At 67.3% G+C, this 24,460-nt stretch carries 13 protein-coding genes; 8 read left to right on the top strand and 5 right to left on the bottom strand.

The window, feature by feature from the left end:
- Nucleotides 1-17 precede the first annotated feature (17 nt).
- From OXI49_09295 to OXI49_09305, 3 genes are all read right to left on the bottom strand, one after another.
- Nucleotides 18-905 (bottom strand): MBL fold metallo-hydrolase, encoded by an 888-nt coding sequence (locus tag OXI49_09295; GenBank protein MDE2690693.1) that lies wholly within the window; start codon nucleotides 903-905, stop codon nucleotides 18-20.
- Nucleotides 906-1,024: 119 nt separating this feature from the next.
- Nucleotides 1,025-1,939 carry a hypothetical protein gene (locus OXI49_09300; protein ID MDE2690694.1) on the bottom strand — a complete coding sequence of 305 codons (915 nt, stop codon included), beginning with the start codon at nucleotides 1,937-1,939 and terminating at the stop codon, nucleotides 1,025-1,027.
- A 101-nt stretch (nucleotides 1,940-2,040) separates the two neighbouring features.
- On the bottom strand, nucleotides 2,041-2,883 hold the full coding sequence (locus tag OXI49_09305; GenBank protein ID MDE2690695.1) for a DUF4159 domain-containing protein: 843 nt from the start codon (nucleotides 2,881-2,883) through the stop codon (nucleotides 2,041-2,043).
- Between the two features lie 85 nt (nucleotides 2,884-2,968).
- Here OXI49_09305 and OXI49_09310 point away from each other — a divergent pair, with 85 nt between their 5' ends.
- The gene (locus OXI49_09310) at nucleotides 2,969-3,835 is read left to right on the top strand and encodes a TIM barrel protein (GenBank protein ID MDE2690696.1); all 867 of its coding nucleotides are present in this window, start codon (nucleotides 2,969-2,971) and stop codon (nucleotides 3,833-3,835) included.
- A 56-nt stretch (nucleotides 3,836-3,891) separates the two neighbouring features.
- On the opposite strand, the gene OXI49_09315 is transcribed toward OXI49_09310, so the two are convergent.
- Complete coding sequence (locus OXI49_09315; GenBank protein ID MDE2690697.1) at nucleotides 3,892-5,169, bottom strand: MFS transporter; 1,278 nt, start codon at nucleotides 5,167-5,169, stop codon at nucleotides 3,892-3,894.
- A gap of 52 nt (nucleotides 5,170-5,221) precedes the next feature.
- Here OXI49_09315 and OXI49_09320 point away from each other — a divergent pair, with 52 nt between their 5' ends.
- The 6 genes from OXI49_09320 (at nucleotide 5,222) to OXI49_09345 (ending at nucleotide 19,403) form a co-directional block, all read left to right on the top strand.
- On the top strand, nucleotides 5,222-7,738 hold the full coding sequence (locus OXI49_09320) for a CoA transferase (protein ID MDE2690698.1): 2,517 nt from the start codon (nucleotides 5,222-5,224) through the stop codon (nucleotides 7,736-7,738).
- A gap of 12 nt (nucleotides 7,739-7,750) precedes the next feature.
- On the top strand, nucleotides 7,751-9,487 hold the full coding sequence (locus OXI49_09325) for a CRTAC1 family protein (protein ID MDE2690699.1): 1,737 nt from the start codon (nucleotides 7,751-7,753) through the stop codon (nucleotides 9,485-9,487).
- Complete coding sequence (locus OXI49_09330; protein MDE2690700.1) at nucleotides 9,484-11,286, top strand: tetratricopeptide repeat protein; 1,803 nt, start codon at nucleotides 9,484-9,486, stop codon at nucleotides 11,284-11,286. Before OXI49_09325 ends, OXI49_09330 begins: the two co-directional genes overlap by 4 nt.
- 2 nt (nucleotides 11,287-11,288) lie before the next feature.
- Complete coding sequence (locus tag OXI49_09335; protein MDE2690701.1) at nucleotides 11,289-13,535, top strand: CRTAC1 family protein; 2,247 nt, start codon at nucleotides 11,289-11,291, stop codon at nucleotides 13,533-13,535.
- 192 nt (nucleotides 13,536-13,727) lie between these two features.
- Nucleotides 13,728-17,354, top strand: a complete 3,627-nt coding sequence (locus tag OXI49_09340) for a TonB-dependent receptor (GenBank protein ID MDE2690702.1) — start codon at nucleotides 13,728-13,730, stop codon at nucleotides 17,352-17,354.
- Between the two features lie 1,812 nt (nucleotides 17,355-19,166).
- Nucleotides 19,167-19,403 (top strand): type II toxin-antitoxin system prevent-host-death family antitoxin, encoded by a 237-nt coding sequence (locus OXI49_09345; protein MDE2690703.1) that lies wholly within the window; start codon nucleotides 19,167-19,169, stop codon nucleotides 19,401-19,403.
- A gap of 41 nt (nucleotides 19,404-19,444) precedes the next feature.
- On the opposite strand, the gene OXI49_09350 is transcribed toward OXI49_09345, so the two are convergent.
- Nucleotides 19,445-20,041: a hypothetical protein gene (locus OXI49_09350; protein ID MDE2690704.1), complete on the bottom strand. Its 597-nt coding sequence runs from the start codon at nucleotides 20,039-20,041 to the stop codon at nucleotides 19,445-19,447.
- A gap of 546 nt (nucleotides 20,042-20,587) precedes the next feature.
- Between OXI49_09350 and OXI49_09355 the strand changes: the two genes are divergently transcribed.
- Complete coding sequence (locus tag OXI49_09355; protein ID MDE2690705.1) at nucleotides 20,588-24,292, top strand: carboxypeptidase regulatory-like domain-containing protein; 3,705 nt, start codon at nucleotides 20,588-20,590, stop codon at nucleotides 24,290-24,292.
- The last annotated feature ends 168 nt before the right edge of the window (nucleotides 24,293-24,460 follow it).

Below are 24,460 nucleotides of genomic sequence, written 5' to 3' on the forward strand. Positions count from 1 at the left end.
CCGGCACGGCGACCCTCCTACAGACTCTCGTGAATCGAAGTGATGAAGACCGACTCGTTGATGAAACCGGAAGCCCAGCCGCTCCATTCCTCGGGCAGTCCGGCAGCCTGGATCTCCTCCACCGACTTGCCGGCGGCCTTGCCGGCCTTGACCGTGGCGACACACTCCGTGAGCATCCGGTGGTACGTCTTCAGGTCGTCGACCGACGACAGGGGCCCGTGGCCGGGAATCACCTTCGCGTCGGCCGGCAGGTGCTCCAGCACCTCCCCGATGCTGTCGCGCAGGCCCACCGCGTTGCCGCCGTTGCCGACGTCAACGAAGGGAAAGCGTCCTGCGAAGTACTGGTCGCCCAGGTGGATGACGTTCGAGTCCGTGAAGTAGATGTAGCTGTCGCCGTCCGTGTGGCCGCCGGTCAGGTGACCGATCATGATCTCCTCGCCGTTGAAGTGGATCGACACTCCGTCGTCGTAGGTCACCACGGGGAGAGCCTCCTTCGGCGCCGGCTCGGCGGGCCGGCCGCGCACGCCGGCGCCCTCCGCCAGACGCTTGCGCACGTTCGTATGCGCCACGATCAGCGCCTCCTTGCCGAAGATCACGTTGCCGCCCGTGTGGTCGAAGTGGAAGTGGGTGTTGACGACGAACTCCAGGTCGCCGGGCGAAATCCCCGCGAGCGCCGCCCGGATCTTGTCGGCCAGCGGCGCGAACTGATCATCGACGATCAGGATGCCGTCCTCGCCGGCCGAAACGCCGATGTTGCCGCCGGCGCCGGTCAGCATGTGGACGGTGCCCGCGACGTGTTCGCCGGTCACCTCGACGGCCGAGAAGTCCTGCTGCGCTGCGGCGGGGAGGGCAAGCAGGGCTGCGACAGCGCCAGGGGTCGCCAGGAAACGGGAACGAAGCGTCATGGGTGCCATGCGTCTGTCCTCGCAGGAGGGTGGTGAGGCCGCGCCGGCAACCTCCGGACGCGTTGTCGGACCCTATAGCAGTCCGCGTCGGTGGACCGGACAATCCGTTCCCGATCCTCCTACAGGCTGTCGTAGATGAAGCCGATGAAGACCGGTTCCGTGATGCCGCCCCAACCCCAGCCACTCCACTCCGTGGGGAGTCCGGCCGCTCGGATCTTCTTCAGTCGCTTCCCGGCATCCTTGGCATCCTTGACCACGGCTACACACTCCGTGAGCATACGGTGGTACGTCTTCAAGTCGTCGACAGACGACACCGGGCCATGGGAAGAGACCACCTTCACGTCGTACGGCAGGTAGTCGATGAGCCACCCGATGCTCTCCCTGAGCCCGACCGCGTTGCCACCGTACGACATGTCGACGTACGGAAACCGGCCGGGTCGGAACTGGTCGCCAACGTGGACGACGTTCGAGCCGGTGAAGTGGACGAAGCTGTCGCCATCGGTAACCCCGGCCGGCAGATGTCCGATCACGACCTCCTCGCCGTTGAACTGAATCGACATGCCGTCGTCGTAGGTCAGTACGGGCATCGCTTCCTTCGAGTAGGCACTCCGAACGCGCCGTACCGGCCGCCGCCGGTCCCAACGCTCCCAGAAGCTCTCAGAGTGGCTGCCTCGGTGGGGAGGGCCGACCACCGCTTCGATGCGCCTCTTTCCCGGCCGGAGCTTGCCGGTCAGACGGTCGCGAACCTTGGTGTGCGCCACGATCCTTGCCTCCGCGCCGAACATCGCGTTCCCACCGATGTTGCTACTGTGCGCGTGCGTGTTCACGACGAACCTGGGCGATCCCGAACCGATCTCCTCGATCGCCGTGCGGAGCTGCTCAAGCAGCGCAACATAGCGCCCATCCGTCAGGGGAACGGGCCCACTGTCCACGAGCAGGAGGCCATCGCTTCCCGCCGACGCCGCCATAGTGCCTCCCGCGCCGGTCAGAAGGTAGACGGAGCCGGCGAGGTGCTGGGCAGCGACTGTGCGCACTGGGGCATCCGGCTCCGATTCAACGGGAGCAGCGAAGGCGGTCGTGGCGGTCAAAGCTGCGCCGGCTGCGAACAGCAGGGAACTGCGCGTCCTTCGAGCCATCAGTGCGACAGCGCGTACAGAACCAGGTTGACGCCGAACGGATACGACTTCGTCAGCGAGAAACGCTCGAAGAACTCCCGCGACTCCCCTTCACGCTCCCAGCCGTCCGCGATGTCCGTGTTGTGGGTCATCGCGACCATGAGCCGGCCGTGCTCGTCGAAGATGCCGCGGAAATGCGGCTCGGCGGAGCGGTGGCCCCGTTCCGACGTGTCCGCCCGGCCGGTCATGTTCCAGTACTGGATCGACGGGATCTGCGGCACTTCCTCGACGGTGAAGAAGGTCCTGAAGATGGGGTGGTCCAGCGGAATGTCCACGATCGGGTACTCGCCCGGCGGCAGCACCCGCCCGATCTGACCCGCCCAGCGGTCCCAGGCCTGCGGGCCCCAGAAGTCGTCGACGTAGAGGAAGCCTCCGGCCAGCAGGTACTTCCGCAGGTTCTCCGCCTCGACATCGTCGATACCGATCGTGCCGACGTCCGACATGAACAGGAACGGAAACTCGAACAGACGCGGATCGTCCAGCGTTAGAACCAGATGCTCCGGGTCGCCGTAGGCGGTGCGCTGGATCTCGACCGTCGTCAACTGGGCCAGGCGGGTCATGAAGTTGTACTCGGAGTCGGGATAGTCCGTGAACCAGCCTTGCCCCAGCCACTCGTCCACGACCTGCCGGTACTGGCCACGGCAGAACACGAAGCCCTCGAGGTACTGGCGTCCTTCCTCCGGGTAGCGCGCGGGCACCGGGCGCCACCACTGGGCGGGCAACAGGGAGGCGAGGAGCAGGGCGAACGCGGCCACGCCCGTCGGCGCCAGCCACCTTCTTCCCGAGCCTGCCCTGAACTTCATCGCGACGATCGTACCCCGCGGCGAACAGTACAATCGAACTTCCCTCTCCACTCCAGGCAACGACGTCCACCGGGAGGACTGACCCGTGAACCCAGAGTCCCTGTCCCGCCGCACCCTGATCGCCGGCGCCGCTTCGGTAGCCGCGGCTGCTGCCGTTCCCACGGCTACTCCCGCCCAACAGGAGCGAGTGATCACGAACGGGAGAATCCGCCAGTCGGTGTGCCAGTGGTGCTACGGCCGCATGCCGCTTGAGGAACTCGCCGCCGCCGCCAGCGCGATGGGCCTCGAGTCGATCGAGATCCTCGGCCCCGAGGCCTTCCCGACGCTGCGGGAACACGGTCTCTCCTGCGCCATGACGAACAGCCACGGCATCACCGAGGGCATCAATGATCCCGCCAACCACGAGGCCTGCCTGGCGGCGATCACGGCCGCGATCGACGCCACCGCCGAGGCCGGTTTCCCCAACGTGATCACCTTCTCGGGCAACCGCAACGGCATGCCCGATAGCGAGGGCCTCGGGAACTGCGTGGCGGCCCTGAAGCAGATCACCGGCCACGCCGAGCAGAAGGGCGTCACGATCTGCATGGAGCTGCTGAACTCCAAGGTCAACCACGCCGACTACATGGCCGACAACATGCCCTGGCTGGTCGAACTCGTGGACCGCGTCGCATCCGACCGTTTCAAGATCCTCTACGACATCTACCACGCCCAGGTCATGGAAGGCGACGTGATCCGCACGATCCGCGACTACCACGAACACATCGGCCACTACCACACCGCCGGCAACCCCGGACGCAACGAGCTCGACGAGAACCAGGAGCTGTTCTACCCGGCGATCATGCGCGCGATCCTCGAAACCGGCTACACGGGCATCGTGGGCCAGGAGTTCATTCCCAAGAGCAGCGACAAACTCGCTGCTCTTGCGCATGGTGTGAGTGTCTGCGACGTCTGACGATCGCAGACACTGCACGACATCCCCAAGGGCGAGGACAAGCTGGCCGCGCTAGCTCACGGCGTTCGCGTCTGCGACGTCTGATCCCGGAACAACGCGCCAAACCCCAACATCGTGACCAGCGCCAGCGCCGACAGCGAGTACCACAGCGCCGAGTAGTCCAGCACGCCGGCGTCGTTCGTGAAGGCTTCGGACAGCACCTGGAGCACCGGCGCCGCCAGGACCGGCCCGAGACCGAGAATCACGATCCCGAACACGGTCTGGGCCGAGTGGCGGACGTCCGGCTCGGCGATCCGGTCGACGTAGATGAAGGCGGCGGCGAAGAAGCATGCGTAGCAGAGGCCGTGCAACGCCTGGCTGGCGACGATCACCTCGACGGGCAGGAAGTCGCTGCCGAAGATCGCGTAGCGGGCGCAGTAGGCGAAGGCGCCGATGACGATCACGCCGCGGAACCCGAGCCGGGCCAGCAGCCAGCCGGTGGCCACCATGACCGCGATCTCGGCAAACTGGCCGATGCTCATGGCCGGTCCGATCCGGCTGTCCGGAAGCCCCAGGACCTCGCTCATGAACGGCGCCGTCTGCATGAAGTAGATCTGGTGGATCACCGCGATCGGCAGACTCGCCGCGACCAGCACGGCGAACGAGCGCTGGCGGAACAGCCCGAAGGCCTTGGCGAAGGCGAGCTTCTCCTCCGCGTCCCGCCGCGGCGGCGTCGGCGGCAGGAAGAGGCAGAAGAGCGCGTAGCCGAACGCCAGTACGCCGCTCCAGATCAGTGAATCGACCAGTCTGGCGGTCGCATCCACCGCTTCCGTCCCGGCATAGAACGGCGGCAGCCAGGAGAACCGGACGTCGGAGAGCAGCCAGAACAGCGGGAACGCCCAGCTCGCCGCGATCCAGCCGATCGTGCCCCAGACCCGCACCTTCGGGAACTGGGTGTCGGGATCGTCGAGATTCGCGAAGGCGAGCGAGTTCGAGAGCGCCAGCGTTGGCGTGTAGAGGACGGAATACGCCACGGAGAGCCAGAGCCAGGCGGAGAAGCTCGTCTGGTACGCCGTGACGATCTTGATCGCGCCGCCGGCCAGCAGCAACACGGCGAGGACGCGCTGGGTCGAGAACGAGCGATCGGCGAGCTGGCCGGCGACGAACGGCGCGGTAACGGCGCCGATCGAACTCGCCAGGCCCAGAATCCAGCCGACCTGCCCGGGGCTGAACCCCAGACCGCCCTCGGCCTGACCGGCCTGGAGGTAGCGCGCCAGCACCGGCAGCCAGACACCCCAGACCCCGTACTGCAGGAGCATCATGACGGACAGCCGGAGATAAACCTGACGATTCACCCGAGGCATCCTACGCCCTTCCGATCTACACTCCCCGCCTCCATCCAGGTCCATGCAGAACGAAGACACCACTACCGGAGCCCTGGCCGGGATCCATGTCGTCGACCTCGCCGGTACGGTCGCCACCGCCTACTGCGGCAAGCTCTTCCGCGACCTCGGCGCGACGGTGACGAACCTGGAGCCGCCGGGCGAAGGCCACCCGATTCGCCGCCTGCATCCGATCCATCCGCAGACGTCGGCGCCCGAAGCCAGTGCGCTCGCGACCTGGCTCTCGCTCGGCAAGCGAAGTGTCGCGGCCGGACCGGAGGACCCCGACGCCCGCGACCTGCTCACCGGCGCGGATCTCATCCTCGACGACGACCCCGCCGTCGAAAGGCAACTGCTCGACGGCCAGACCCGGATCTCGATCTCCTGGTTCGGCGCCTCGGGTCCCTACGCCAGACGCCCCGCCACGGACCCCGTCATCAGCACCCACACTGGCGCTGCCAGGGCGATCGGACCGGCCGAGGGGCCACCCATCCTGGCCACCGGGCACACGCCGCAAGTGGTCGCCGGGACGCTGGCCTACGTCGGCGCCGTCGGCCACCTGCTGGCGCGGGAGACGGGGCGGCTCGACGCCCCGTTGCACCTGGACGTCTCGATCTACGAGGCGGCCATGTGCATCACCGAGCCCGGCCCGTCGGGAACCCTCGCGACGGGGGAAATCCGGCCCCGGATCGGCATCAACCGCTTCTGGCCCACGTATCCGGTCGGCATCTATCCCTGCCGTGACGGCTGGCTCGGTGTGAGCACGGTGACGCCCTCCCAGTGGCGGAGCCTGTGCGCGCTCCTGGGGCTTGACGAACTCGGGACAGAGCCCCGCTACCAGGTGTCAATCAACCGCCTCGAAGACGCCGACGCGATCGACGCCGCGATCGGGCCACGGCTGCTGGAACGGACCGCCCACGAGTGGGTGGAGGCAGGCCAGGCAGCGCGCGTCCCCCTGGCGCTCGCGCCGACACCGGCGGAGCTGTTCGACCTCGAGCAGTTCCGGGATCGCGGCGCCTGGGTCAAAGCCGAACACCCCGACCAGGGCAGCTTCGTCGCGCCCGGCGCTCCGTACCGCCTGCACCGCACGCCCGCCACGCCAGGGGGCTCGGCTCCGCGCCTGGGAGAGCACGGCAGAAGGCGGGCCTGGGGGGAGGCGCCCAGCGACCTCGGAGCGAGCGACTGCCGATGCCGTGCGAAAACCGACGCCCAACCAGAGCGAGCGGAGCGGAGCGAACGCCCTGCCCTCCATCCACCGAGGAGGCGTGAGCGTTCGCTGGGCGCCTCCCCCCAGGCCCGCCGTCCCACGCTCCTTGGCGACATTCGCATCGTCGATCTGACGATGGGCTGGGCCGGCCCACTCGCCACCCGCCAGCTCGCCGACCTGGGCGCCGAGGTGATCAAGGTGGAGTCCTGCCAGTACTTCGACTGGTGGCGCGGCTGGGAATCGACGCTCGAGTCGATCGCCCAGAAGCTCTACGAGCAGTCGACCGCCTTCAACACGACCGGCCGCAACAAGCTGGGGATCACCCTCGACCTGACCAGCCGGCGCGGCGTCGATCTCCTGCTGCGCCTCGTCGCGAAGTCGGACGCGGTGATCGAGAACTACACCGCCAGTGTCCTGCCCAAACTGGGCCTCGACTACGAGAGGCTTCGCCAGGTGAACCCCGAGCTGGTCATGGTCTCCATGCCGCCCTTCGGCAGGAGCGGCCCATGGATGAACCACCGCGCCTACGGTTCGACCGTCGAGCAGGCGTCCGGACTGCCCCATCTGAACGGCCGCGCCGGCGACCCGCCGACCATGCAGCACGTCGCCCTCGGCGACCCGATCGCCGGTATCAACGCCGCCGCGGCGCTCCTGACCGCCCTGCGCCACCGGCGGCGAACAGGCGAGGGCCAGTACGTCGACCTCTCCCACGTCCAGTCCATGTTCCCGCTCGCCGCCCACGGCCTGATCGAGCAGGCGGTCCGCGGCGCCCCACCCGAACGCTCAGGCGGCCGCCACCCGCTGTTCGCGCCGTGGGGCGTCTACCCGTGCATCGGCGCGGAGCCCTGGATCACGATTACGGTCGAGACCGGGAGCCAGTGGCGGGAGCTCTGCGACGTTCTGGGCATGGACGCCGAGGACCCGCGTTTCGCAGATGCCACGAACCGCAAGCAGCACGAGGACGAACTCGACGCGGCTCTGGCTACCCGCACCAAGCTCCACGACGGTCTGGCCCTGGAACGGCGCCTCACCTCCGCGGGCGTGCCAGCGGCCGTGCTGCGCAACACGCTCGACGTGCTCTACGACCCGCATCTCGAGACCCGCGGCTACTGGCAGTGGCGTGAGCGGGCGTACGTCGGCAATCAGCCCAACCCCTCCGCGCCGTTCCGTCCGGCGGCCCAGGATGGCGCGAGCCGGCCCTATGCCGTCGAATGGCCGGCGCCGACGCTCGGCCAGCACAACCGCGAGGTGCTGACGCGCCTGCTCGACCTGAGCGAGGATGAGCTCGACGCGTTGGACACCGATCGGGTCATTGGAACCGAGCCGGTCGTATGATCCCGACCACTCATGTTGGCCACACTGGCGCTTTCCGTCACCCTCGCCGTAGCGCCCGGAAACCTCGAAGACGCCGCGCCGGCATTCGTGGAGGCCGGCGCCGACCTGGGGATCGACTTCGTCCACTTCAACGGCATGACCGGGCAGCTCTACACCGCCGAAGTGGTGGGCGCCGGGGTCGCCCTGTTCGACTACGACAACGACGGCGATCTCGACGTCTACCTCGGCCAGGGACGCTTCTTCGACGGTGACGAGAACCGGAAGCCCGTCTTCCCGCCGCCGGCGGTCGAGCCGACCGACCGCTTGTTCCGGAACGGTCTCGCCGAGACCGGAGAACTCCGCTTCACCGATGTCACGGCCGAGGTTGGACTCCACGAGCCGGGCTACAACATCGGAGTCGCCACGGCCGACTACGACCGGGACGGCTGGATCGATCTCTACCTGACGAACCTGGGCTCGAACCGGCTCCTCCGTAACCTCGGGGGCCGCGGCTTCGAGGACGCCACGGCGACCGCCGGAGTTGACGACCGGCGGTTCAGCGTGCCGGCCGTCTTCTTCGACTACGACGCGGACGGCTGGGTCGACCTCTACGTCGGCAACTATCACCGCTTCCACCGCGCCAACCGAAAGCGCTGTTTCCTGACCAGCGGGCAGCCCGACTACTGCGGGCCACTGAGCCAGCCGGCCGAAGCCGACCGGCTCCTGCGCAACCTCGGCGACGGGACCTTCGTCGACGCCACCGTCAGCTCCGGCCTGGGCGCCGACTCGGTCAAACCCGGCACTGCGCTGGGCGCGGTCGCCGACGACTTCAACGGCGACGGGCTCGTCGACCTCTATGTCGCCAACGACCAGATGGCCAACCACCTGTGGCTGAACCAGGGCGACGGCACGTTCATCGAGGACGCGGTGTTCGCGGGCGCCGCCTTCGACCGGGACGGGCGGCCGCAGGCCAGCATGGGCGTCGCGGTCGGCGACTTCGACGGCGACGGCTCACCCGACATCTTCCTCTCCCACCTGGTTCGCGAGCACAACACGCTCTACCTGAACGACGGCGACGGGCTCTTCGACGACCGCAGCCGCGAGGCCGGCCTGATCGACGCGAGCTGGCCGATGACCGGCTTCGGCGCCGCCAGCCTCGACGCCGACGGCGACGGCGTGCTCGACCTTTTCGTCGTGAACGGAGCGGTGCGGCGGATCGAAGCCCAGGTCGAAGCCGGCGACCCGCACCCGCTGCGGATGGAGAACCAGCTCTTCCGCGGCCTCGGCGGCGGCCGCTTCGAGGCCGTGTCGGCTGAACGCCGGGAGCGGCCGGTCCACCTCGAGGTCAGCCGCGGCCTGGCGGTCGGTGACCTGGACAACGACGGGGACCCGGATCTCGTCATCTCCAACAACGCAGGACCGGCCCACGTGCTCCTGAACCAGCGCCGCCCGGGACGCGACTGGATCGGCCTGAGACTCGTCGAGGCCGCCGGCGACGACGGGCAGGGGATCGTCGACGTCTACGGCGCCCGCGCCCGCCTCGCCGCCGGAGGCGGCTGGCGGAGAGTCCACACCGACGGCAGCTACGCCGCGGCCCGCGATCCGCGGCTGCTGTTTCCGCTGCCCGGCGACAGCGATTCGGCCGAGGAAGGCGCCGTCCGCGCCATCGAAGTCCGCTGGCCAGACGGAACCACGAAGACAATCACGCTGGAGACTGGCCGCTACCACATCGTGCGGAGGGGCGCGGAAGACCGAGGGGCACCGCCTTGATCCGGCGCCGCTTCCTCTGGGTGCGCGGGTCTTCTGACCCGCTGCCGCCGCAGGCGGCCAGAAGAACGCCGGCCGCAGGCCGACCGCTTCCAACGAGCGTACTCGTCCTCAGCTTCTCGCTCGCCGCCGTGGCGGCCGCGCAGGCCGCCGCCCAGGAGCCGCCGACCACCGACGACGCTCGCCGGGTACGCGCCCTGCTCTCGCTCGACGCCGTGCCGGAACCGACCCTCGACCACCTCGACGCCGAGACCCGGCAACAGATCGCCGCCGACCGCCTCGCCGCAACGGAGGCCCTCGCTGCCGCCGCCACCGACGAGGAGGCGCAACACGCCGCGAACGTCTTCGGCGACCTCTGCCTCCAGTACCTCCACCACGAACTCCACGGTGCCGCCGCCGTGTGCCTGGCCCAACTCCGCCTGCTGGCGCCGAACGACTTCCAGTGGACCTACTATGAGTTGCTGCTCCACGACGCCACCGGCAACCTGGAGCGCGCCCGGCTCGCGGCACGCGCCGCCCTCGCACTGCGCCCCGACGACACGGCGACCCTGATCCGCAGCGGCGACCTTCACCTCGACGCCGGCGATCTCGATGGGGCCGCAGCCGCCTATGCGCGGGCGCTGGAGGCTCGCCCCGAAAGCGCCGCGGCGCGGTTCGGACTCGGCCGGGTGGCGATGGACCGGGGCGAGATCGGGGAGGCGATCGTCGCATTCGAGGAGGTGCTGGCCTCGCAACCGGAAGGAAGCGTCGTCCACCACCACCTCGGAATGGCCCTGCGGACCGGCGGCGACAGCACCAGGGCGCGCGCCGAGCTGGCGCGCAACCTGCAGGTCCCGATCGCGATCGTCGATCCCCTCCGTGACCGGCTCCGGATCTACGGAGTGAAGACCGAGGCCCGGTTCGACCGCGCGGTGCGGGCCGCCCGTTCCGGCCAGAACGACGAGGCGATCGCCCTGTACCGGGAGCTCCTGGCCGAAGACGGCGGCGACCCGGAGGTCCACTTCAACCTCGCCCGCTCCCTGATCGAGACCGGCGACCAGGCGGGCGCCGAGGAGCATCTCCGGCGCGCGATCGAAGCAAACCCCGCGCACGGAGCGGCTCACTTCAACCTCGCCCTCCTGCTCGGCCGCACCGGGCGCACCGCCGAAGGCGCGCTGCACCTGGAGCGGGCCGCCGACATCGACCCGGAGAACCTGCAGTGGCGGATGATGCGGGCCCAGGCCCGTGCCGACGCCGGCAACGCCTCCGGCGCCCGCTCCGAGCTCGAGGAGATCGTCCGGCTCGACCCTGGCGCGATCGAGGCGCACCGGCTGCTGGCGGCCATGCTGCTCGAGGCGGGCGAAGCGGCCCGGGCCGCCGACCACCTGGAGGCCCTGGCCGCACTGACCCCGGACGACCTGCGGGTCCACTTCAACCTCGGTCTGACCCGGTTCGGGACCGGACAGTTCGCCGCCGCCCGGGAGGCGCTGGAGACCGCGCTCGAGCGCTTCCCCGGCGACCTCGCGGTGCGACACCTGCTCGCCCGCCTTCTCGCCACCAGCCCCGACGCCGCCGTGCGCGACGGCGAGCGGGCCGTGGAACTCGCCCGCTCCGTCGTCGACGAGCAACCGGCCCTGGACCACCTGGAGACGCTGGCGATGGCGCTGGCCGAGGCCGGCCGTTTCGAGGACGCCGTCTCCTGGCAGCAGCGAGCCCTGGACCGCGAACGGGAGACCGCCGGCGGCAACTCGCCGCAGCGCCTCGATCGTCTCCGCCTCTACCAGGCAAGCCAACCGCTCCGCGCTCCCGGAGGCGGTCCCTAGGCATGCAAGCCCACTCTTCGCTTCTGGCCATTCTCCTCCTGGCCCCAAGCGCCACCGCCACCCAGCAACCCGCTGCCCGGATCGCCGCCGTGGAAGCCAGTCACCAACGCATGCTCCAGGCCCTGGAGACGATCCGCACGGAAGACCTTGACCGCAACCCATGGCTCGGCGAGGCACCGGCCCGCGCCGCGCGTGAGGCGCTCGCGGCGGCCGCGGACGCTCCCGCTGTCACGCGATTCCGGCTGCTGGTCGAACTGGCCGAACAGGAACTTCGGCTCGGCGACGAAGCCGCCTCTCTCCTGCGCTTCGGCGAGGCCCACAACCTCCTGACCAACCCGGCCGGACCGGCCGCCGAACTCGGGAGCGAGGCAACCGAGGTCCTGTTCCGGATCGCCGTCGCCTGGCTTCGCTACGGCGAGAGCCGCAACTGCGTCGGGATGCACGGCGCAGACGCTTGCATCCTGCCGATCCGCGGCGAAGCGGTCCACCGCGAGCGCGAGGGCTCGGAGCAAGCGGCTCGCTTCCTGCGCGAGTACTTGGCGGCCGTGCCCCCGAACTCCGTGCAACAGGTCAAAGCCAGGTGGCTCCTGAACCTGGCCCACATGACCCTGGGCGATCACCCCGCGGCGGTCGAGCCCGAGCACCGGCTGCCGCTCGCGGCCTTCGGTTCGGAAGCTGAGTTTCCCCGCTTCGTCAACGTCGCGCCGGACCTCGGCATCGACAGCTTCAACCTCTCCGGCGGCGCCGTCGTCGACGACTTCGACGGCGACTTCGACCTCGACATCTTCACCACGACCTTCGATCCGGCGGGCTCGCCCCGGTTGTTCCTGAACGACGGGCGCGGCGAGTTCACGGACGCCTCCACCGCGGCGGGACTCGACGGACTCTACGGGGGACTGAACGTCGTCCACGGCGACGCCGACAACGACGGCGACGTCGATCTGTTCGTGCTCCGCGGCGCCTGGTTCGGACCCCACGGCCGCCACTCGAACTCGTTGCTGCTGAACCAGTCGGCCGATGGCGGCCAGGCCGGGCCGCCTGTCTTCCGCGACGTCGCCTTTCTCTCCGGCCTGGGCGACACCCACTACCCCACCCAGACCGCCGCCTGGGCCGACTTCGACAATGACGGCGATCTCGACCTCTTCGTCGGCAACGAGCACAGCCCGGCGGTCGACGCGCCGTCGCAGCTTTTCCGCAACGAAGGGCCGGGCCAGGACGGCGTCGTGCGCTTCCGCGATGTCGCGACGGAAGCCGGCGTCGCCACCCGTGCCTTCGTCAAGGCGGCGGTGTGGGGCGACTACGACGACGACCGCTTCCCCGACCTCTACGTCTCCGTGCTGGGCGGGCCCAACCGCCTGTACCGCAACCGCGGCGACGGCAGCTTCGAGGATGTCGCGCCCCGGCTCGGCGTCACCCGGCCCCGGCAGAGCTTCCCGGCCTGGTTCTGGGACTTCGACAACGACGGCAACCTGGACCTCTTCGTCTCCAGCTACACCGGAGACCGGGGCGGCCTCGGCTTCGTTGCCGCCAGCTACCAGGGCTATCCCGGTCCGTGGGAGTCGGCGCGGCTCTACCGGGGCGACGGCGAGGGCGGCTTCGAAGACGTGGCCGCGAGGAGCGGCCTCACCCGCCTGCAGCTTCCGATGGGCTCGAACTTCGGCGACCTCGACCACGACGGCTACCTCGACTTTTACCTCGGCACCGGCTATCCCGACTACGAGGCGGTCATGCCGAACGTCCTCTACCGGAACCTGGCGGGCCGCCGGTTCGTCGACGTCAGCCTCGCCGCCGGCTTCGGCCACCTGCAGAAGGGCCACGCCGTCGCCTTCGCGGACCTCGACGGCGACGGCGACCTGGACGTCTTCGAGCAAATGGGCGGCGCGTATCCCGGAGACCGCTTCGGCGACGCCCTGTTCCGCAACCCCGGCTTCGACAACCGCTGGCTGGCGCTGCGGCTGGTGGGAACGGAGAGCAACCGCTCGGCGATCGGCGCCCGCATCCAGGTCGACCTCGTGGACCCGGACGGTGCGCGACGCAGCATCTACCGCCGCGTTAACGGCGGCGGCAGCTTCGGCGGCAATCCGCTCCGCCAAACGATCGGCCTGGGCAGGCCGGAAGCAGTCGAGCGAATCACCGTGTACTGGCCGGCAACGAACGTCTCGCAGACCTTCGGCCGCGTCGAACCGGACCGGCTCTACCGCGTCGTCGAGGGGCGAGACGAGCTGGAGGCCGTCGCAGCACGGCACTGAGCCTCGGTCGCGCCTCCGCGTGCAGTCGAACGCCAACACTCCAAGATGCTGGACGCCGAACCAACATCTTGAATCGAAGCGTCCCATTCCACCTCTATGCGGACCCGATTTGACATTGGACATGGACTCAGTGAGGATGCCCCGCTTTCTTCTATCCGTACGTCATCGAACCAACCAAGGAGGATGATCTCGATGAAGCGATTCCTGGTGGCCGCGTTGCTGCTGCTCCTGCCCGTCGGCGCCCTTGCCGACGCGCCGGAAACGGCAACGATCAGCGGTCAGATAGTTGACCCCGGCGGTTCCCCGCTACCCGGCGTGAGCGTCACGCTGAGCGGCGAGCGCGGGGACAAGTTCGGCATCACCGACGAGAACGGTAACTACCGCTTCGTCGGCGTAACGCCCGGCGACTACAGCCTGACCGCCACGCTGGAAGGCCTCGGCGAAGCCGCGGCTCAGGTGCGCGCCGTAGCCGGCGATCGCACATCCCTCGACCTCACGTTGCAGGCTGCGATCGAGGGCGAGGTCACCGTCACCGGCGAGACGCCCATGGTCGACAAGTTCAACGTCTCCGCCGGCGCCACGGTTTCCGGCGAGATCGGCGAGCAGATCGGCGGCGTCACCCGCACCTACTACGGGATCATCAACGCGCTGCCCGGCGTCACCGCCGACGCGGAGAACGACGACATCCAGCAGACCCGCCCCTCGGTCAACGGCGCGCACTTCGCCGACCAGGGCGTCTTCATCGATGGCGTCGACACCACGTTCGCGAAGTTCGGCGGCAGCCGGGTCCGGGTGCCGACGACGGCGTTGACCGAGGTTTCGATGGAGGCCGGCGGTTCTTCGGCCGAGTACGGCCGCTACGTCGGTTCGGCAACGAACGTGATCGTCAAGTCCGGCACGAACCGGTTCCACGCCGACACGCTCTGGAACCACCAGCGGGTCGACTGGGGCGCCGACTACAAGGACCAGCCCTCGCTCACCGAGCGGACGAACAAGCCCTACCCGGCCGACTGGTTCAGGCGCTGCCACGGCGATGAGCGGGACCAGGGCCGCGGTCTGATTCCCGGCGGCACGGACGGCTCCCGCGAGCTAGAGCCCTGCCGGCCCGGCGGCTCCGAGTGGGCCGGTGCCAGCGACGGCTTCGAGGTCTCCCTCGGCGGGCCCATCGCACGCGACAAGTTCTGGTTCTACACCGGCTACAGCGAGTTCGACGACGCGTACTCGGAGCGGCTGGTCGGCGGCGACCCGTACGACATCAGCCTGTTCGACGACACGCGCATCATGAAGCTGAACCTGCAGGCGAGCAACGCCCACTCGATGAACGCTTCGTGGATCGAGACGCCGACGTTCCGGAACTACTTCAACCCGCAGTCGTTCGACTACTGGACGCCGACGCCGCACGAGAACGACAGCGACCTGATTACCGCAAACTGGAACTGGGCGATCTCGTCCAACTGGTTCCTGGAGGCCAAGCTGGCCGAGCAGGAAACGCAGGAGAACAAGTTCCTCGGCTGCCACAACACGCTGGCCCAGGAGAACCCGGAAGTTCTCGACGTTGACGGTCAACCGATCCTCGACTGGCTCGGCCTCAGCCATCTGCCGGAGGTTCCGGCCGAGATGGTCACGACCTGCCTGCAGGCGAAGGCGCTCGACCGCGGCCCGGAAGCGGGCCACTCCGAGTTGAACACCTCGGGCGGGGATACGAACTTCCCGCTGCGGTTTCCCTTCGACCCGAGCATGGGCTTCTTCTGGCCGGGAAACAACTACAAGGTCTACGTCGACGGCGAGAACCTCGGCGCTTGGCACAACGGCTGGATCCTCTCGGACGGTTTCGGCTTCAACGCGTTCCCGCGCGAGCAGGCGAACGTCGGCCTCACCCAGTTCGTCGGCGCCAACCACGAGCTGAAGTACGGCATCGACTACCAGGATACGAAGTGGGAGGGTGAGAACGCCCGCACGTCCTTCATGGACGGCTGGGGCTACGACTCCTACAACCCGTTCGGTTACGGCGGCGCCGGCGGCTTGGGCGACGACAGTTGTTCGCTCACCCGCAACGCCGCCACCAGCCCAGACAACCCGCACTGGTCGGGGCTTACGACTCGCGGTCGCGGCTGCGTGTACGTCGACTACAACTCGCCTAAGCTGAGTTGCCAGGGTGAGATCGGCGCCGAGCTCACGCCGGTGGAGATCACCAGAGTCAACGGTCAGGTTCATCGCACGGACTTCAGCGACATCACGAGCTGCATCGGCCGCGGTACTGGCGACGCCGAGATGAAGGACACCGCCTTCTACCTGAGGGACCGCTTCACGGTTGGGGATCACTGGACTTTCAACCTGGGCGTCCGCGCGGAGGTCCAGGAAGGCTGGAACGACGTTCGTCGCAAGGTCGTAGACTCCACCTACGCGGATCCGCGCGTGAACATTACCTACGACGTCAAGGGCGACGGGCGGTTCCTGCTCACCGCGAACTGGGGTCAGTATCACGCAATGCTCAACCAGGCCTGGATCTCAGGCGGCGGCGACACCGCGGGCGGCATGCACGATCAGTGGAACGGCTACGAGGGCTACGAGGTCTGGCTGTTCTGTGACCCGATCGAGGCGATCGTGTTCTGCCGCGTCCCGGACCGGGAGGACACCCGTCGCGCGGGCACGGCCGGCTTGCCGCTCCCCGGCTACAACTTCGCCTGGAGCACGTTGGTGCCGGGCCTGATGTGGGACGCGGTCCGACCCTGCCAGGACGGCGAGATGTCCGGCGTGGACTGCGAGATCTGGGGCCACGACATCGATCCCTACTACCGGGACGACCTGATCCTCGGGATCGAGTGGCAGTTCGCTCCCAACTGGGCGCTCGACGTCAAGTACATCGACTGGCAGATGCAGGACATGATGTTCTCCAACACCCAGTACGACCACAAGGGCCGGAACATTTTCATCACCGGCAACTACCACGACCTCGCCCCGATCGTGACCGCGACGGCGGATGCGCGTGAGGCCAGGGGCCAGCCGCGCAATCTGAACGACGAAGCGCTTGCTCAAGCCGACTCGGCGAGGAACTCCTACCGGGGCCTGCAGCTCCAGCTCAACCGCCGGTTCGCGGACGGCTGGGCTCTGTACAACAACGTGTCCTGGTCCGAGACCGACACGACCGGCGCCGGCGCGTGGTGGAACAACACGAACAGCAGCTACCTTGAGAACCTGAGCGTCGTGCTGACCGAGGGCCACATCGAGCAGTGCAACGCTGGTCAGGCGGTTCCCGACCGGCGTACCGGTCGTACAGAGCTCTTCCCGGTGGACTGCACCCAGGCCCTCACGCCGTGGCTCGGCTATCCCGTGTCCATGATCAACCGGCGCGGTCTCAACGGCGCCTACGACCGGACCTGGATCTACAACTCCTTCGGGTTCAAGACCTGGCGCATCGGAAGCCAGGATCTCACCTTGTCGGGACATCTCTCCTTCCAGACCGGCACTCCGTGGGTCCGCAGCGAAGGAACGTCGATCGACTTCGACGATCTGGAGCGGGTCCAGCGCAACCCGAACGATCCGAAGCCCGGCACGGCCAACACCGGCGTCGGCTTCAACCTGCATCCTCCGGGCACGCAGGGACGGTTCACGTCGGACGAGTACACCATCAATCTGAGCGGCGCCTGGGGCTTCCCCATGGGCTACCGCGACGTGCGGGGTGAAGTTCGGGTCGAGGTCCTGAACGCCACCAACCAGCAGCGGCGACGCTCCTGGGGCGGCGACGGTCAGGTGTACCCGGTGCGACGCTTCTTCCAGCGTCCGCGCCAGGTGCGCGCCTCGCTGAGGTTCCGCTTCTAGGAGCGGTCCTCACAGACGACGGGTTTGCCCGTCGTTTCAGGAATCCAAAGGGGAGAGAGCTTCGGCTCTCTCCCCTTGCTTCTTTATGTGTCCCCGGCCACTTCACCCTGGTCGCGCCTCCGACACCTGTGCGGCCTAGTCGGGTGGGTCGTCTCTTGCTGCACGTTCACTTCGCCGCAGCTTGGGCAGCACAAGCCCATCGGACCACCGCTGTACGTAGCACCGGCGTTCCGCCGCCTCGTCGTCGTCCGGGAACATCTTCCTTACGAGACTCGGCCAAGGAAATCGAGCTCCTACTGAGGCGAGCAACTTCAGCCGGTATCCGGGCCCGCGGCTTCGGTCACGGTCACGGCGGCCATCGTGGAGGACTTGCGCCACTTGAAACTCCTCCGATGTGCTCCACCCAAAGGGATACCGGAACGTCAGGGAGGCAATCGAATCGAAACTGGACGGTGATGCCGGGCCAGTGAATCGCCATGCGCGTGGAAACGGCAAGGTGCCCGCCTTTTCACCGGGCAGAGGAGCGACCCCGGCCCTTCAACGGCTCTGGTATGGGACGGGTGACCCGGCGCAAAGGCCGACCACGCACTTGACGATTCAATCCGAAACCTACCATATGGTAGGGATTGACGCGCGAGCCCTAAACTGCGACCGTCGCTGCTTCCGCCAGCGAGACAGCCTTCAGGATGTGGTGAATCGCACCGCGAACTGCCTCGTTGGGAGAGACAGGAGGGTTGCATAGTGAAACACACGACTTGGGTCGGATTCGTTCTAGTGGCCTCACTCTTGGCGGTTCCCGCCGGAGCCCAGGCAGACGACGGGCGAGCGACCGGAACGGAAAGTCCCGCGGTCGATGGAAGGGCTTCCCAGTCAAGGCAAGCTAGCGTTGCGGTGCCACGCGGCCCAACTCCCCAATACCAGCGAGACTACGACTCGTCTCAAGGGCTGATCCAGGCTAGCCAAGGTGGGCCAAGATCCGAGTTGGGCAAGAGTGACGACACGTTGATCGTCGCGAGTGCGGCCGCGTCTCAGGGAAGTTGTGAGCTACCCTATCCGTCTTGCACCGCAGGCCCCTACTTCGGTAACGCCTGCTGCGTCCTGCTTCCCCGGATTCCTGGTCTAGGACAGCCGTACTTCTGCCTCGCCAAGGACGGCAACGGTTTTCCAATAACCTGCATTGCCAGCGGGATGTGTCCCTAGCCACGACCTCATGTGACGACGACTCTTCACGCTGACTAGGCACAAGGGGAGAGAGCCGCGGGCTCTCTCCCCTTTCCTTCTCCTGCCGACAGGAGGTCCGACTTGCGCCGCCCTCGAATCGGCTCTTTGAGGCCGCCGCGCACGGCCATACCTAGCGACTGCAATTCGAAGTCCTACACGTTGACGCTGCTTGCACTAGTCCGGGTGGCACCGGTCACGAACAAGCCCCGCTCCGCACACGCAATGGCAAAGTCTCCTCAGTGATGAAAGGGCCTCCGTCCCTTAGCGCTCAACGACGACGGCATGCCGACGAGCGGCCAATGACCTCACGGGCACTATCTAGTCGGCCAGTTGCGGCCAACAACGGACATTGGTGAGTGTTCGCAACCGACTCGGCCTCAACCCGTACATCTATGGCCTTGACGGCGCCCCGTCAAGACGCTGGGCCTCGGGCCTGGCGTTCAAGAAGAAACAGGGGGAGAGAACTTTCGGCCTCTCCCCTTTCTCGTTCAGACCCGGACGGGCATCCGATAGCCTGAACACAAGAAGCGTCCGGTCGTACTATCTGCCCACTTCTGGCGAGAGCGCGGAACGAACCAGGAAGGGGGCAGAATGGCCCGGACGATCGGAGCCGCCCAGTTCAAGGAGAAGTGTCTGGCGCTTCTCGATCAGGTCGACCCGGATGGCGTGGTGATCACCAAACCCGGACGCCCCGTAGCCAAGCTAATCCCGGTCGCGCGAACGTCAGAGCACCTGATCGGCAGTCTCAAAGGCAGAATCCGCGTCCACGGAGACATCATGAGCACAGGTGTCAAGTGGGATGCCGAGTCCTTGACACCCACACCCTGATCCACACGAACGGCACCGGCTGCGGCCCGAACGACCGCAGCTCAGGACAGCAGGTCGCGGAAGAGGAGGATCATCAGGGACACCGTCGTACCGGTGTAGAGCGTCAGACCGACGCCCATGAACCAGAGGATGAGCCTCAGGCGGCCGTCCAGGCCGTCGAACCGCGCGTTGACTTCGCCCCTGAACCCCTCGAACCGAGCGTTCATCTCGTCCCGCGCACCGTCGAACCGGGCATTGAACTCGTCCCGCGCACTGTCGAACCGGGCATTGACACCGTCGAACCGGGCGTTGACCTCGCCTCGCGCACTGTCGAACCGGGCATTGACACCGTCGAACCGGGCGTTGACCTCGCCTCGCGCACTGTCGAACCGGGCATTGACGCCGTCGAACCGGGCGTTGACCTCGTCTCGCGCACTGTCGAACCGGGCATCGACACCGTCGAACCGGGCGTTGACCTCCTCCCGCGCGCCGTCGAACCTGGTACTGAACTCACTCCTCAGACCGTCCACCGCAGAGCGAACAGCGGCGATCTCGCGCTGCATCTCGATGCGGAAAGCCCGGTCCTCGCCGGTCACCTCGACCAGCGCCTGGGCCTGTTCATCGCCGAAACCGGCCTCCCTGAGGCGTCGTCTCGTCATGGCGTCGTCGGAGCCTACTACGGCGGTTCCCTGCATCGTCTCGATCTCCCGTGGTGACGAAGAGCCCGATACCGCTCGGGCCTCTACAGGATCCAGACGGATTCGGCGAAGTCCCCTTTGTGCGGTCGCCCAACTCCAGGAGCGACGCCCATGAAGAACGCTGGGTCTCGGACTTGGCGTTCAACACTCACATCTTGATCCGCAGCCTCGAGGATGCTCTGGGTCCCGCGGCGATCCGGCCGACGAGCTGATCGCGGCAACCGGCGTCGTCGAGCAGGTGCCCCTGCTCACGCGGGACGGGAAGATCCGCGCCTCACGGCTCGTGCCGCTGGCGCGCGAGCCGCAGCGCTGAGCAGAGACCTCTCCAGAGAGTCGCCCCTGAGCTCCCGGAGAACGTCCACTACCGCCGATGGCGTGCCCTCGATCCAACGATCTGGATCCAGCACACCATTTCAAGGCCAGTCCGCCCCGTTCTTGACATCCGTCCAGCCCGTCATATAGTGCTCTCTTCCCATTCCCGTACAACTTGATCCGAGGAGGAGCTCTATGAAGCGACTCGCAGCGGTCCTGATGTTGCTGGTCCCGTTCGGTGCCTTGGCCGACGCACCGGAGACGGCAACCGTCAGCGGCACGATCGTTGACCCGGGAGGCTCTGCGCTTCCGGGCGTCAGCATCACCCTGTCCAGTGAGCGTGGCGACAAGTACGCGATCACGGACGAGAACGGCCAGTTTCGGTTCGTCGGCGTCGTACCAGGTGAGTACCACCTGAAGGCGGAACTCCAGGGCCTGGGCGAAGCCGCCGCTACCTTCCACGCCGCGGCGGGCGACCGGCAGTCGGTCGACCTCACGCTGCAGGCCGCCATCGAGGGCGAAGTGACCGTCACCGGCGAAACGCCCATGGTCGACAAGTTCAACATCACCGCGGGCAGCACGGTCACGTCGGAGATCGGCGAGCAGACCGCCGGCACGACGCGGACCTACTACGGCGTCATCAACGCCCTGCCCGGCGTCACCGCCGACGCGGAAAACGACGACATCCAGCAGACGCGGCCCTCGGTCAACGGCACCCACTTCGCCGACCAGGGTGTCTACATCGACGGCGTCGACACGACGTTCGCCAAGTTCGGCGGCAGCCGGGTCTTCCTCCCCACCACGGCGGTCACCGAGGTCTCCATGGAGGCCGGCGGTGCCTCAGCCGAGTACGGCCGCTACATCGGCTCCTCGACCAACGTGATCGTCAAGTCGGGCACTAACCGGTGGCACGTCGACGCGCTCTGGCAGCGCCAGGCGATCGACTGGGGTGCCGACTACAAGGACCAGCCGGCCCTCGACCAGCGGCAGAACAAGCCATATCCGGTCGACTGGTTCCGGCGTTGCCACGGCGACGAACGGGACGCGGGAAGGGGGCAGATCCCGTCTGGCGACCTGAGTTCGGAGCTGTTCACGACGAACCGCGAGCCCTGCCTGCCCGGCAGCGATGAGTGGGCCGGCGCTTCCGACGGCTACGAGTTCTCGGCCGGCGGCCCGATCCAGCGGGACAAGTTCTGGTTCTTCCTCGGCGTCAGCGAGTTCGACGACGCGTACTCCGAGCGGCTGATCGGCGGCGACCCGTACGACATCAGCCTGTTCAACGACGCGCGCATCTTCAAGCTGAACATGCAGCCGACCGCGAGCCATTCGTTCGCCGCCTCGGCCATCGACACACCGGCGTTCCGGAACTACTTCCACATTCCGTCATCGGACTACTGGACCCCGACGCCGCACGAGAACGACAGCGTGCTGTCGACGGTCAACTGGAACTACGCCGTCACGAGCAACTGGTACCTAGAGGCGAAGATCGCCTTCCAGGAGACCCAGGAGAACAAGTACCTCGCCTGCTACAACAAGCTGGAGCAGGAGAACCCCGAGGTCCTGAACGTCGACGGCATTCCGATTCTCGAGTGGCTTGCCCAGGACAACTTCCCCAACGCCTCGGCGCGCATGGTGGAGACCTGCCTGCAGGCCAAGTCGCTCGACCGCGGTCCCATCGCCGGCCACATGGCGACGAACACCTCGGGTGGCGACACCAGCTACCCGCTGCGATTCCCGTTCCGACCCGAACTCGGCATCTTCTACCCCGGCAACAACTACAACGTGTACCGGGACAACGAGAACCTTGAGGCCTGGCACAACGGCTGGATCCTCTCCGACGGCTTCGGCTTCAACGCGTTTCCGCGCGAGCAGGCGAACGTCGGCCTGACCCAGTTCATCGGCGCGAACCACGAACTGAAGTACGGCCTGGACTACCAGGACACGAAGTGGGAGGGCGAGAACGCCCGCGTGCCGCTGTTCAACGGCTGGGGTTTCGATGCCACCAACCCCTTCGGCTACTACCAGGCCGGGTCGATGGAGGACGATTCGTGCTCCCTGCTGCGGGGCTATACGACGTCGCCTGACAACCCGAACTTCCTGGGCTCGACGACGCGCGGCCGCGGTTGCTACTTCGTCGACTACAACTCGCCGCTCCTGACCTGCGAGGGGAATCACACGGACGGGATGCCGCACCGGCCGACCCAGATCGACAGGGTGAACGGCGAGATCGTCCGCACGATCGGCACCTGCGTCGGCCGCGGCAGCGGCGACACGGAGGTCCGAAACGTCGGCTTCTTCGCCCGTGACCGCTTCACGATCGGCGACCACTGGGTGATCAACCTCGGCCTCCGGGCGGAAGTCCAGGAGGCCTGGAACGACGTTCGGCGCCAGGTCGTGGACGACACCTACGTCGACCCGCGGATCAACATCGCCTATGACATCAAGGGCGACGGCGCCCTGTTGCTCAACGCAACGTGGGGTCAATACCACGCGATGCTCAACCAGGCGTGGATCTCCGGCGGCGACGTGGCCCGTCCCAGCATGCACGACCTGTGGAACGGGTACGAAGGCCGCGAGGTCTTCCTCTTCTGCGACGCAGGAGACGTCTTCGGGATGAACCTCCTGAGGTCGATCGGCTACGTCAGCTACGACTGCAACCACCCGTCGCGGCGCGACACGATCCGCAACGACACGGTCGGCGCCGGGATCCCTGGCTACAACCTGTCGTGGGAGCTGGCGCAGCCCGGCCTCATGTGGGACGCGGTCCAGGAGGGCTACTACGACTTCGACATCCAGACCTACTACAAGCAGGAGGCGATCATCGGCCTCGAGTGGCAGTTCCGCCCGGACTGGGCGCTGGATGTCAAGTACATCGACTGGCAGTTGCAGGACATGATGTTCTCCAACTTCCAGCTCGACTACCGGGGCCGTAACATCGGCATCACGGAGAACTACCACGACCTGGAGAAGATCGTTCTCGCGTTCGACGACGCGAGAAGGGACAGGTGGGCGGCGGCAGGCTTCGATGAAGCCGACCGCACGAGCGCGGTCAACCGTGAGGCCCTGGCCAACGCGGATCCGGCGAAGAACTCCTACCGGGGTCTGCAGGTCCAGTTGAACCGCAGGTTCGCCGACGGCTGGGCGCTCTACAACAACGTGGCCTGGTCCGAGACGGACACCACGGGCGGAGGCGTCTGGTGGAACAACACGGACAGCGGCTACCTGGAACTGGCTCACGTGAACCTCGGCGAGGGTCACCTCGAGGATTGCCAGGAAAGCCAGACGGAACCTGATCGCCGCACCGGCAGGACGAGGACGTACCCCGAGGACTGCTTCGCGCGGCTGTCGCAGTTCATCGGCATGCCGGGCAGCATGATCAACCAGCGCGGCCCGAACCACGTGTACGACCGCACCTGGATCTACAACTCCTTCGGGTTCAAGACCTGGCGGATCGGTAACCAGGATCTGACGCTGGGTGGTCACCTGACCTTCCAGACCGGCACTCCCTGGTACCGGTCGGAAGGCGCCGGCGTCGGCGCCGCGAAGACCTGCGCCCCGGGCGCCAGGCCTTCCGGTCTCCGGACCTGCCCGCCGATCACTCCCTCCGATCCGACCAGCGACGCGCGACCGGGCACGGCGAACTCCGGTGTCGGCGTTCGCCTGTTCCCGGCGGGCGCGGAGGGACACCGGACCGCGGATGAGTACACGGTCAACCTGAGCGGCGCATGGGGCTTCCCCATGGGCTACCGGGACGTTCGTGGCGAACTCCGGGTCGAGGTCCTGAACGCGACGAACCAGCAGCGTCGTCGCGATTGGGATGGTCGTGGCGAGGTCTACCCGGTGCGCCGGTTCTTCCAGCGCCCGCGGACGATCCGGGCCAACATCAAGTTCCGGTTCTAGACCGGAACGACAGAACCCGGGGCTTCGGTCCCCGGTTCAAGGGAAACGAGGGGAGAGAGCTTCGGCTCTCTCCCCTTTCTCTTTCCGCGGCAACGGTATCCGGCTGCGGCCGTCCAAGATTCTGGATCCGCGCCCGCCTCTTTGACATCGCTCCGGCCCGGCATATAG

The organism is Acidobacteriota bacterium, assembly GCA_028875725.1.
Classification (GTDB): Bacteria; Acidobacteriota; Thermoanaerobaculia; order Multivoradales; family Multivoraceae; genus Multivorans.

Excerpts from the sequence above, each read along its gene's own strand:
- OXI49_09295 (MDE2690693.1), bottom strand. The coding sequence starts at position 905 with ATGACGCTTCGTTCCCGTTTCCTGGCGACCCCTGGCGCTGTCGCAGCC.
- OXI49_09305 (MDE2690695.1), bottom strand. The coding sequence starts at position 2,883 with ATGAAGTTCAGGGCAGGCTCGGGAAGAAGGTGGCTGGCGCCGACGGGC.
- OXI49_09320 (MDE2690698.1), top strand. The coding sequence starts at position 5,222 with ATGCAGAACGAAGACACCACTACCGGAGCCCTGGCCGGGATCCATGTC.
- OXI49_09325 (MDE2690699.1), top strand. The coding sequence starts at position 7,751 with ATGTTGGCCACACTGGCGCTTTCCGTCACCCTCGCCGTAGCGCCCGGA.
- OXI49_09335 (MDE2690701.1), top strand. The coding sequence starts at position 11,289 with ATGCAAGCCCACTCTTCGCTTCTGGCCATTCTCCTCCTGGCCCCAAGC.
- OXI49_09340 (MDE2690702.1), top strand. The coding sequence starts at position 13,728 with ATGAAGCGATTCCTGGTGGCCGCGTTGCTGCTGCTCCTGCCCGTCGGC.
- OXI49_09345 (MDE2690703.1), top strand. The coding sequence starts at position 19,167 with ATGGCCCGGACGATCGGAGCCGCCCAGTTCAAGGAGAAGTGTCTGGCG.
- OXI49_09350 (MDE2690704.1), bottom strand. The coding sequence starts at position 20,041 with ATGACGAGACGACGCCTCAGGGAGGCCGGTTTCGGCGATGAACAGGCC.
- OXI49_09355 (MDE2690705.1), top strand. The coding sequence starts at position 20,588 with ATGAAGCGACTCGCAGCGGTCCTGATGTTGCTGGTCCCGTTCGGTGCC.